The organism is Halochromatium sp., assembly GCF_046541315.1.
GTDB lineage: Bacteria > Pseudomonadota > Gammaproteobacteria > Chromatiales > Chromatiaceae > Lamprobacter.
The window spans coordinates 1-10,152 of record NZ_JBKHDN010000093.1; the positions used below are offsets into that span (position 1 = coordinate 1).

Genomic DNA, 10,152 nt, shown 5'->3' on the forward strand with positions numbered 1-10,152 from the left:
CGGTTTTGCCGGGCCTTGGCCTGTGATAGGGTGTCTCGCCGATGACATCGTGATTGAAGTGGTCAGGGTTCCGGTCAAACTGCCTGACGGAGCGCTGAACTCGCCGCGCCGCTCTTCGAGGCCTTGGGTGATCCGTAATGACCTCCGCCGTCGAACTTGCCGACTACTGCAATCTGCTCCTCGGAGTCGAGCGTTTTACCGACTACTGCCCCAACGGGCTTCAGGTCGAAGGCGACCGCCCGCTGCGCCGGCTGGTGACGGGCGTGAGCGCGAGTCAACGCCTGATCGATGCCGCCATCGAGGCCGAGGCCGACGCGCTCTTGGTGCATCACGGCTTCTTCTGGAAGTCGGAGGCGGCGCCGCTGACCGGGCTCAAAGGGCGCCGGATCGCGACGCTGATGCGCGCCGGGTTGAGCCTGCTCGCCTATCACCTGCCCTTGGATGCCCATCCAGAGCTGGGCAATAACCGCCAGCTGGCCGATCTGCTCGGGCTCCGGCAGGCGCGCCCCGGCTCCGGCGCGGACGACCTGCTTTGGTGCGGCGAGCTTGTCGAGCCGCTGCCGGGCGCGGCGCTGGCCAGCCACATCGCGCGCCTGCTGGAACGCGAGCCTTTGCACATCGCCGTGCGCACCCGCCCGTTAAGCCGCATCGCCTGGTGTACCGGCGCGGCACAGGGCGCGATCGAGCGGGCCGCGGCCCTGGGGGTCGATGCCTACCTGAGCGGCGAGATCTCGGAACCGACCGTGCATCTCGCGCGCGAGCTGGGTATCGACTATCTGGCGCTCGGCCATCATGCGAGCGAGCGCTATGGGGTCCAGGCCTTGGGCGCGCACCTGGCCGCGAGCTTCGGCCTCGAGCATCGGTACATCGAGATCGACAATCCCGTCTGACGCCAGCAATCCCTTGATATGCCTCAAGATCCTTCGGCAAATCCATACTTTGCGCGGGTTTTTGACCTTTGTCGTGGTTCGTCGCCGCACACTCGGCTCTAATACAAACTCATGATTGGCATTGTAAAACCCTGATCAGTCGGGAGCTTTCTTGACCTGGGTTGGCCGCTTCATGGAGAATGCGCGGTCTGTTATGCAAAGCTTAGCGATATTCTTCATTTCATCATCAGTCTGTTCGACCGTCTCGTCGCGCGGGAGGTCGTTCATCGAGCCTAGCGAGGGGTCGACAAACGCATGAACGAACAAGGCACGGATAAGGGCCGCAGGCGTATCCTCGTCGCCGCAACGAGCGCAGTCGGTGCTGTCGGCGTCGGCTTTGCGGCCGTCCCTTTCATCGCCTCCATGAATCCGAGCGCCAAGGCGCGAGCCGCAGGCGCTCCGGTCGAGGCAAACGTGAGCAAGCTGGAGCCCGGCGCGCTGCTGCGCGTCAAATTCCGCGGGCAGCCGATCTGGATCGTGCATCGCACCGATAAGATGCTCGAGGCGCTGCCAACGCTGGAGTCCAAGCTGGTTGACCCGGCTTCGGAGGTCGTAACGCAGCAACCCGAGTACTGCCAGAACCCGGTACGCGCCATCAAGCCGCGCTATTTCGTGGTGATCGGTATCTGCACCCATCTGGGTTGCTCGCCGACCTATCGCCCGGAGGTCGCGCCGGACGATCTTGGCCCCGACTGGAAGGGCGGTTGGTTCTGTCCTTGCCACGGGTCGACGTTCGACCTGGCCGGACGGGTCTACAAGGGGGTTCCGGCACCGACGAATCTCGTCATCCCGAAACACACTTATTTGAACGAATCCACCATCCTCGTCGGCGAGGATGAAGAAGGAGCCGCCTGATGAGCGTTGAGACGGTCGATACAGCGCCGAGAGGGTTTCTCGGTTGGCTGGATAAACGTTTTCCGGTCATGGCCGTGTGGAACGACCACATGGCCCAATACTACGCACCGAAAAATATGGGGCTTTGGTCGATCTTCGGCTCGCTGGCCCTGGTGGTGCTGATCATCCAGATCGTCAGCGGTCTGTGGCTGGCGATGTCCTATAAGCCGGCGGCCGCCGATGCCTTTGCCTCGGTCGAGTACATCATGCGCGATGTCAACTGGGGTTGGCTTTTGCGCTATATCCACTCCACCGGCGCCTCGTTCTTCTTCATCCTGGTCTATCTGCACATGTTCCGCGGGCTGATGTGGGGCTCGTACAAGAGCCCGCGCGAACTGCTCTGGATCATCGGCGTGGTGATCTATCTGGCGATGATGGCGACCGCGTTCTTCGGCTATCTGCTGCCCTGGGGACAGATGTCGTACTGGGGCGCGCAGGTCATCGTCAACCTGTTCGCGGCCGTGCCGGAGATCGGCACCGATCTCTCGACCTGGGTGCGCGGCGACTACGTCATCTCCGACGCGACCCTGAACCGCTTCTATGCCTTCCACTTCGTGATCCCCTTCCTGCTCGTGGGGCTGGTGTTCGTGCACATCGTCGCGCTGCACCGGGTCGGTTCCACTAATCCGGACGGCATCGAGATCAAGAATGGGCCGAAGGGCAACAAATGGGATCCGAATCAGCCCGCCGATGGCATTCCGTTCCATCCCTATTACACGGTCAAGGACATCACCGGCTTGGTGGTCTTCCTGGCGATCTTCTCGGCGGTGGTCTTCTATGCTCCGGACCTCGGCGGACTGTTCCTTGAGCCGCCGAACTTCCAGCCGGCCGATCCGCTAAAGACGCCCGAGCATATCGCGCCGGTGTGGTACTTCACGCCCTTTTACGCGATGTTGCGCGCGGTGCCGACGATCGCGGGCTCGCAGTTCCCGGGTGTCGTGGTCATGTTCGGCGCGATCCTGATCCTGTTCCTGCTGCCCTGGCTCGATCGCAGCCCGGTGCGTTCGATGCGCTACAAGGGCGTGCTCTCGCGCTTCTTCCTGGGTGCCTTCGCGGTCTCGTTCGTGGTGCTGGCCTATCTCGGGTTGATGCCCTCGACGGAACTCTACACCCTGCTTGCGCAGATCTTCACTGTGGTGTATTTCGCCTTCTTCCTGCTGATGCCGATCTACACCAAGCTCGAAAAGACGAAGCCAGTCCCGGAGAGGGTGACGTCATGAAATACGCAATCCTTGCACTCACCCTGTTGTTGACGCCGCTGACGGCGATGGCTGCTGGCGGTCACGGCCCGAAGCTGCAGGACGCCGATGTCGATCTCAAGGATCAAGCGTCCATGCAGCGTGGAGCCAAGTACTACGTCAATTACTGTCAGGGCTGCCATTCGTTGCAATACGTGCGTTATCAGCGCATGGCTCAGGATCTGGGTATCCCCGAGGATGAGCTGCGCGAGAATCTGCTGTTCGGTGACGCCGAGCCGGCCGACATGATGACCATTCCGCTCAAGCCTGCGGACGGCGAGGCCTGGTTCGGCACCGAGATCCCGGATCTGACGCTCGTCACCCGCTGGCGCTCGCCGGATTGGCTCTACAGCTACCTGAAGTCGTACTACGTCGACGATAGCCGGCCGTATGGGGTGAATAACCTGTTCTTCCCCGATGTCGGCATGCCCCATCCGTTCGCTCATCTGCAGGGCATCCAGGCGCCGGTGTATGCTGAAGGCCATGGTGAGGAGGACGATGGCCATGTGGTCGACGTCAAGCTGGTCGAACCCGGTCAACTGACCCCGACCGAGTACGATGTGATGGTGCGGGATCTGACCAACTTCCTGACCTACGTCGGCGAGCCCTATAAGCTCGAACGTCGCCAACTGGGACTTTACGTGCTGCTGTTCCTGGGCCTGATGTTTATCTTGTCCGTCTACATGAAGCGCGAGTTCTGGAAGGACGTCCACTGATCCATGCCCGTCGGCGGGGCTCGGCACCCCGTCGATGCTTGGGTCGCGCCCAACATCAGCGGTCGGCTGCCTGTTGCTGCCGACCGCTTTTGCGTTGGGGGTATCCTCTCGGACTCAGGATCGGCTTCCGTTGACCCTGCGGGATAGATTTCGGTGTATGCTTGGGCATTGGCGTCAGGCTTCGGGGAGAGCGGGCGCTGACCTTGGGAGCGATCCCATCACCCAGTGTAGCCTGCCTCCGCGTTCCCCTGCCGCGCGCTGGTGAGCTCTTCATCAGGAAACCGAGCCAGTGGCTGGCAACAGACGATCGACCATGACGCTTTTCTCCGATCCGGCCTGCCCTTATTGTCATCGCGTGCGGATGGTGATCGCCGAGAAGCGAATCAACATCGAGATCGTCGATGTCGATGCAAAGGCCTTGCCCGATGAGCTGATGGATTTCAATCCCTATGGCACGGTTCCGACGCTGGTCGATCGGGATCTCAGGCTGTACGAATCCGTCATCCTGATGGAGTATCTGGATGAGCGTTTCCCGCACCCGCCCTTGCTGCCGATCGACCCGGTTGGGCGCGCGAATGCGCGCTTGTTCATGTATCGGGTCGATCGCGATTGGTACGATCGGATGCGCGTTATCCGCACTGCGGATACCGCAACGGCGCGTCGGGCACGACAGGAATTGGTCGAGAGCCTGGTCGCGGTGGCGCCGATCTTTGCCGCGAGCCGCTTCTTCATGAGCGATGAATTCTCGCTCGTCGATTGCTGCGTGGCACCGCTGCTGTGGCGTTTGCCGCTCCTCGAGCTTGAACTCCCCGCAGCGGCGAGCCCTGTCACCGAGTATGCCGCGCGCATGTTCGAATGGCCATCGTTTCGCGTCAGCCTGACCGAGGCGGAGCGCGAAATGGTGACCGATCTGGCCTAGACTCTCGGAGCTGCCGATGACGTCGAATCGACCCTACCTGATCCGTGCCCTCTATGAGTGGATCGCCGATAACGGCATGACGCCCCATCTGCTGGTCGATGCCGAGCGCCCGGATGTCGTGGTGCCGCGCGACTATGTTGTCGATGGGCGCATCGTGCTGAATGTGGCCGCGACGGCTGTCCAAAGTCTCGTGCTGGGCAATGAGGCCATCCTCTTCTCGGCCCGCTTTGGGGGCCGCCCGTTCCCGGTCGAGCTGCCGATTGCTGCGGTCGTCGGCATCTACGCGCGCGAGAATGGTCAAGGCATGTTGTTCGCCGAGGAAGACGGCGCCGATTCGTCACTTACCGACAAGGAGGCGAAAGGCTCCGGCGAAGCCGATGCGGGCACCGGTTCCGCCGCCGGCTCGGGTGACAAGGCCAAGCGGCCGGCGCTGCGCGTGGTCAAGTAGCTGTAGCTTGCCTGGCCAAGACGTTGGGCCGCAGGGTCGGCCTCCTTGGTTCGCCCCCGGTCAGGTCGACTGATCGGGCCTGTTGGTTCGGTCCCTCGGTTCGGTCCCTCGGTTCGGTCCCTCGGTTCGGCTATCGGCTCAGGCGTCATCGCTGGCCGCGGGTAGTCCGAGGCTCAGATCGACCAGATGGAGTCCGAGCAGCACCAGATAGCCGGTGCGTCGCCCAATCCCTTCCTCGCTGAACTCGAACCGATAGACGCGGCGAATGCGCAGCCCTTGGCGGCGCCAGCGCAGCCCGCGTCGGCGCAGTTCGACGGCTTGATCGAGCAGTTGCACCCCGCGCTCCTGACAGGCCCTTTGCGCGAGACCGACCGCCCTCTCGCGCGCCCGCGAGGCATCGAGCCAGAACCAGCCGATCAGGAGCAGCAACAGCAGGGCGAACAACTGATCGATCATGCGGGGTTCCTCGGTGTGACGCGCATCCAATCAGTGGGCATCGTCGGGGGCAGTGCGGACGCCGGTGACGGCTGAGACGACAGGCCGCGCATGGCCGTTATATCATGCACGTTTGATGTGCAGCCCCGCCCCTGTATCCGTGAGCAGCCAAACGCCCGAAGAACCGATTCGCGAAACCCAGATCGGGTCCACCCATCTGACCTTGCTGGGGACCGCGCACGTGTCGCGGGCCAGCGCCGACAAGGTCGCCGAGTTGCTCGGCGATGGCGGGCTGGAGGTCGATGCGGTCGCGGTGGAACTCTGCCGCAGTCGCGCCGATTCGCTGATCGACCCCGAGGCGCTCGCGCGTCTCGATCTGTTCGCTGTCATCCGCCAGAAGCGGGTCTACATGGTCGCCGCGAGCCTGGCCTTGGGCGCCTATCAACAGCGCCTTGCCGATCAGTTCGGGATCGAGCCCGGTGCCGAACAGCGCATGGCCCTGCGCATGGCCGAGGCGCGTCGACTGCCGGTGCTGCTGATCGACCGCGAGATCGGCATCACTTTGCGTCGGGCCGCGCACGCGCTGGGCTTTTGGCAGCGCCTGAATCTCTTCAGCGGACTGCTCGTCGGGCTGCTCACGCGCGAGAAGGTCACCGAGGACGAGGTCGAACAGCTCAAGCAAGGCGATCTCCTCGAGACCGCCTTCGCCGAGTTTGCCCAGGATCGCGCGCGCCTGTTCGCGCCCTTGATCACCGAGCGCGACCGTTACATGGCGGCCCGCTTGCGCCAAGAGGCGGAGCAACAGGGCTATCGGCGCATCCTCGCCGTGGTCGGCGCCGGACATTTGAAGGGGCTTTCCGAGCAGCTCGCGGAGGATCGCGCCGAACCGGCCGAGACCATCGCCGCGCTCGATCAGGTACCGCCGCCGTCGCGCTTCTGGCGGGCCTTTCCCTGGCTCCTGGTCTTGGCGATCCTGGCGGTTTTCGCCTATGGCTTCACCCACAGCACCGAACTCGGCTGGCACATGGTGGCCGATTGGGTGCTGATCAACGGCGGCCTCTCGGCATTGGGTGCCGCGCTCGCCGGCGCGCATCCGCTCACGATCTTGGGCGCCTTCTGCGCGGCACCTTTGACCTCGCTCAACCCCACCATCGGCGCGGGCATGGTCACCGGCGCCATCGAGCTCTCGCTGAGACGGCCTGCGGTGGGTGACTTCGGCAGCCTCCGTGACGATGTCACCAGTCTGCGCGGCTGGTGGCGGAACCGAGTCTCGCGGGTGCTGCTGGTGTTCATCTTCAGCACCCTAGGCTCGGCAGCGGGCACTTACCTGGCCGGTTTCCGGCTGATCGATCATCTCATCGCCTGAGGCGGTACGCGCTTCGACAGAAGGCGCCTGAAGAAAGCGCCTGAGGCGCAGCGGGTCTCAGAACACGCAGCAGGTCAGCTGGAAGGGGATATCATCGCGCGACTGCACCGGCCGGCCGGTCGTGCTCACCTGCATGAAGCGCAGACTGAAGCGGTTTTTGTGGCCGCTGACCTCCGGGTAGACGGCCCGCTCCAGCCCGATGCCCACCCGGATCAACTGGGCTGGAACCTGCAAGTCCAATGCCTCTTGGAAGAAGCCCTCGGACGCGACCAGCTGCCGCGGGGTGGCGCTGGTGCGGGCCAGCGACAGCACCAGCCGGATCGCCTTGCTGACCGGCTGGAGTTCATCGGTCCAGCCGGCCATGCGCGCGTGGCGCTGCGCGATCGGCTGGGTCAGGAAATGATGATAGAGCGGCACGTCGAAGCTGCAGGCGCCGCCCGGGATGCTGCTGCGCTGGGCGATCGCCTTGAGGAAATCATCATCGCGGGCCCTGCTGCCGATCTGCCCCGGGATCTCGTGGATACTGGTCGCCGCCTGCTCCAGCCCGTCGACAACCTCTTTCAGCGCGGCTTGATCCACGCCTGGCTGATGGCGAACCCGCGCCAATGTCGAGAGATTGCGATCGATCTCCTTGAGCAGCTCGGTCTTGATATCGGCGCGGGCGGTGATCGCGACGATGTCGAGCAGGCCCTCCAAGGCGGCGCGGGTGCTCCAATGCGCTGGCTGAGGGACGAAATAATCGACCTTCTCGAACAGATGCTCGAGCCGCAGGAAGGTCCGGATGCGTTCGTTCAGCGGATGCTCGAAGATCATTTCTTGAGACACGATGGGACTTCCTCGGACGCTGTCGAAAGCAAAATGGGGGCCTTGGCTGAATACGGCTCGCCTGGGTGTCCCAGGAGAGCGATACAGCGCATCGATACAGGGAGTCAATAGCGCCGATTCTGCGGCATCGGCGGGATCGGGTAAAGGAACCGAATGCGCTCTGCCGCATCCTGGCTGCCGTCGCCGCGCGGCCGATGATAAACTGACGCGCGATTTCATCGCTGCTCAGGTCCCCTGTGCCTTGGGACCACGAATCCACGAATCGAGGGAGCCACATGGCCGGACATAGCAAATGGGCCAACATCAAGCACCGCAAGGCGGCGCAGGACAAGAAGCGCGGCAAGATCTGGACCAAGCTGATCCGTGAGGTCACGGTCGCGGCGCGCGAGGGTGGCGCTGATCCGACGGCGAATCCGCGCCTGCGGCTGGCGATGGACAAGGCCTTCGGCGCCAACATGCCGCGCGACACCGTCGATCGCGCGATCAAGCGCGGCGCCGGCGCCGATGATGGCGACAACTACGAGGAGATCCGCTACGAAGGCTATGCCCCCGGCGGGGTCGCGGTGATGGTCGACTGCATGACCGACAATCGCAATCGAACCGCCTCCGAGGTGCGCCATGCCTTCAGTAAGTACGGCGGCAATCTGGGCACCGATGGTTCGGTCGCGTACCTGTTCTCGAAGCAAGGCGTGATCAGCTTCCAGCCCGGCACCGACGAAGACGCAGTGATGGAGGCCGCGCTCGATGCCGGCGCCGAGGATGTGGTGATCAACGACGACGGCTCGCTCGACGTCATCACCGCGCCCGAGGAGTTCAGCAGGGTCTGTGACGGGCTGACGGCGGCTGGCTTCGATACCAGCGTCTCCGAGGTCAGCTTCAACGCCGCGACCCAGATCGAACTCGATGCCGAGGGCGCCGAGAAGCTGTTGAAGATGGTCGATGCGCTCGAAGACCTCGATGACGTGCAAGAGGTCTATAGCAACGCCGACATCCCCGATGCGATCATGGCCGCGCTTGATCACTAAAAGGCTCGGCTCATGGGGCGAAACGGGCGGCGCCGCCTACCAGGAATTCGGCCCCACCGCTGGCGAGACGAGCATCCCGCCGCGCCGAGGATTCCACGCTCACGCCTCTCGTCGCATGCGCCAGAACCTCACACCGTGATCCGCAGCCATTAGCGCCATGTCGCCGCCGCCGCTTCGCCATCGCGTGCTCGGTATCGATCCCGGCTCGCGCAATACCGGCTACGGGGTGATCGACACCGATGGCCAGCGCAGCGTCTGTATCGCGCGCGGTTGCGTGCGGGTCGGGCAGCATGCCTGGCCGGACCGGCTCGGGCTGATCTTCGATCAGGTCGCGGCGCTGGTCGCCGAGCATCGCCCGCATGAGATGGCGGTCGAGCAATTGATCTTCGCCCGCGATGCCACCGCCGCGCTGAAGATCGGCCAGGCCCGCGGCGCGGTGCTCTGCGCTGGCCTCAAGGGCGGGGTGGTGGTGCACGAATACAGCCCGAAGTCGGTCAAGTTGGCGGTGGTCGGCTCGGGCAATGCCGAAAAGAGTCAGGTGCAACACATGGTGCGAATCCTCTTGGCGCTGAGCGATCAACCGGGCGAGGACGAGGCCGATGCGCTCGCCATCGCGCTCTGTCACGCCCATTCGATGGGCATCCCGCAGCGCAAGCGCGCGGCGGCGAGCTGGCGCGATTTTCGCCCATGAGGTGGGCCGCGCAGGCACCTGGGCCGGCGCTGCCGCAGCGGCCGGCCTTGGCCGCGATGGCCGCGCGCCGGGGCCCGCGATGATCGGCCGGCTGCGCGGCGAGATCATCGCCAAACATCCGCCCCAGGTGCTGATCGAATGCGCCGGCGTGGGCTACGAGGTCGAGGCGCCGATGTCGACCTTCTACGATCTGCCGGCGGTCGGCGAGCCGGTGACCCTGGTCACGCATCTGCTGATCCGCGAGGACGCGCATGTGCTCTATGGCTTTCGCAGCACGCATGATCGCGCCCTGTTTCGCGCCTTGTTGCGCGTCACCGGCGTCGGCGCGAAGATGGCGCTGGCGATCCTCTCCGGGATGGATGCGGCGCGCTTCGCCCAGTGCGTCGAGCAGGAGGACGTGACCATGCTGAGCCGGCTGCCCGGCATCGGCAAGAAGACCGCGCAGCGGCTGGTGATGGAGATGAAGGATCGCATCGCCGAGCTGGGCGCTCTGCCGGCGCCGAGCGCGGGGGCGCCGGCAGCGGCCACGGCGCCGATGGCGGTCGATGATCCGCTCGCCGACGCCATCGGCGCGCTGCTCGCGCTCGGCTACAAACCGGCGGATGCCAATCGCATGGCACGAGCCGCCGATGACGGCGCCAAGACCTCGGAAGAGATCATCCGTGC

At 64.3% G+C, this 10,152-nt stretch carries 12 protein-coding genes; 10 read left to right on the top strand and 2 right to left on the bottom strand.

Features of this window, described 5'->3' with window-relative positions; translation table 11 throughout:
* Positions 1 to 137: 137 nt before the first annotated feature.
* The 6 genes from ACLFQI_RS07810 (at position 138) to ACLFQI_RS07835 (ending at position 5,144) form a co-directional block, all read left to right on the top strand.
* Positions 138 to 890 carry a Nif3-like dinuclear metal center hexameric protein gene (locus ACLFQI_RS07810; protein WP_410758348.1) on the top strand — a complete coding sequence of 251 codons (753 nt, stop codon included), beginning with the start codon at positions 138 to 140 and terminating at the stop codon, positions 888 to 890.
* Between the two features lie 294 nt (positions 891 to 1,184).
* Positions 1,185 to 1,784, top strand: a complete 600-nt coding sequence (gene petA, locus ACLFQI_RS07815; protein WP_410758349.1) for a ubiquinol-cytochrome c reductase iron-sulfur subunit — start codon at positions 1,185 to 1,187, stop codon at positions 1,782 to 1,784.
* Entirely contained in the window at positions 1,784 to 3,043 is a 1,260-nt protein-coding gene (locus ACLFQI_RS07820; protein WP_410758350.1) for a cytochrome b, read from the top strand. Before petA ends, ACLFQI_RS07820 begins: the two co-directional genes overlap by 1 nt.
* The gene (locus ACLFQI_RS07825) at positions 3,040 to 3,777 is read left to right on the top strand and encodes a cytochrome c1 (protein ID WP_410758351.1); all 738 of its coding nucleotides are present in this window, start codon (positions 3,040 to 3,042) and stop codon (positions 3,775 to 3,777) included. The genes ACLFQI_RS07820 and ACLFQI_RS07825 overlap by 4 nt, the downstream gene beginning before the upstream one ends.
* 313 nt (positions 3,778 to 4,090) lie before the next feature.
* A complete protein-coding gene (locus ACLFQI_RS07830) occupies positions 4,091 to 4,696 on the top strand; it encodes a glutathione S-transferase N-terminal domain-containing protein (protein ID WP_410758352.1) in 606 nt (201 codons plus the stop codon).
* Positions 4,697 to 4,712: 16 nt separating this feature from the next.
* Positions 4,713 to 5,144, top strand: coding sequence for a ClpXP protease specificity-enhancing factor (locus tag ACLFQI_RS07835; protein ID WP_410758353.1), 432 nt, complete (start codon positions 4,713 to 4,715; stop codon positions 5,142 to 5,144).
* Positions 5,145 to 5,282: 138 nt separating this feature from the next.
* Here the strand turns inward: ACLFQI_RS07835 and ACLFQI_RS07840 are convergent, their stop codons facing one another.
* A complete protein-coding gene (locus ACLFQI_RS07840) occupies positions 5,283 to 5,600 on the bottom strand; it encodes a DUF3301 domain-containing protein (protein ID WP_410758354.1) in 318 nt (105 codons plus the stop codon).
* Positions 5,601 to 5,715: 115 nt separating this feature from the next.
* Between ACLFQI_RS07840 and ACLFQI_RS07845 the strand changes: the two genes are divergently transcribed.
* Positions 5,716 to 6,945, top strand: a complete 1,230-nt coding sequence (locus ACLFQI_RS07845) for a TraB/GumN family protein (RefSeq protein WP_410758355.1) — start codon at positions 5,716 to 5,718, stop codon at positions 6,943 to 6,945.
* A gap of 57 nt (positions 6,946 to 7,002) precedes the next feature.
* On the opposite strand, the gene zapD is transcribed toward ACLFQI_RS07845, so the two are convergent.
* Positions 7,003 to 7,770 (bottom strand): cell division protein ZapD, encoded by a 768-nt coding sequence (gene zapD / locus ACLFQI_RS07850; RefSeq protein WP_410758356.1) that lies wholly within the window; start codon positions 7,768 to 7,770, stop codon positions 7,003 to 7,005.
* 275 nt (positions 7,771 to 8,045) lie between these two features.
* Between zapD and ACLFQI_RS07855 the strand changes: the two genes are divergently transcribed.
* The 3 genes from ACLFQI_RS07855 to ruvA form a co-directional block, all read left to right on the top strand.
* On the top strand, positions 8,046 to 8,795 hold the full coding sequence (locus ACLFQI_RS07855; RefSeq protein WP_410758357.1) for a YebC/PmpR family DNA-binding transcriptional regulator: 750 nt from the start codon (positions 8,046 to 8,048) through the stop codon (positions 8,793 to 8,795).
* 157 nt (positions 8,796 to 8,952) lie between these two features.
* Positions 8,953 to 9,486, top strand: a complete 534-nt coding sequence (gene ruvC, locus ACLFQI_RS07860) for a crossover junction endodeoxyribonuclease RuvC (protein WP_410758358.1) — start codon at positions 8,953 to 8,955, stop codon at positions 9,484 to 9,486.
* A 79-nt stretch (positions 9,487 to 9,565) separates the two neighbouring features.
* Positions 9,566 to 10,152 (top strand): Holliday junction branch migration protein RuvA (gene ruvA / locus ACLFQI_RS07865; protein ID WP_410758359.1); only part of this gene is annotated, 587 nt, incomplete at its 3' end.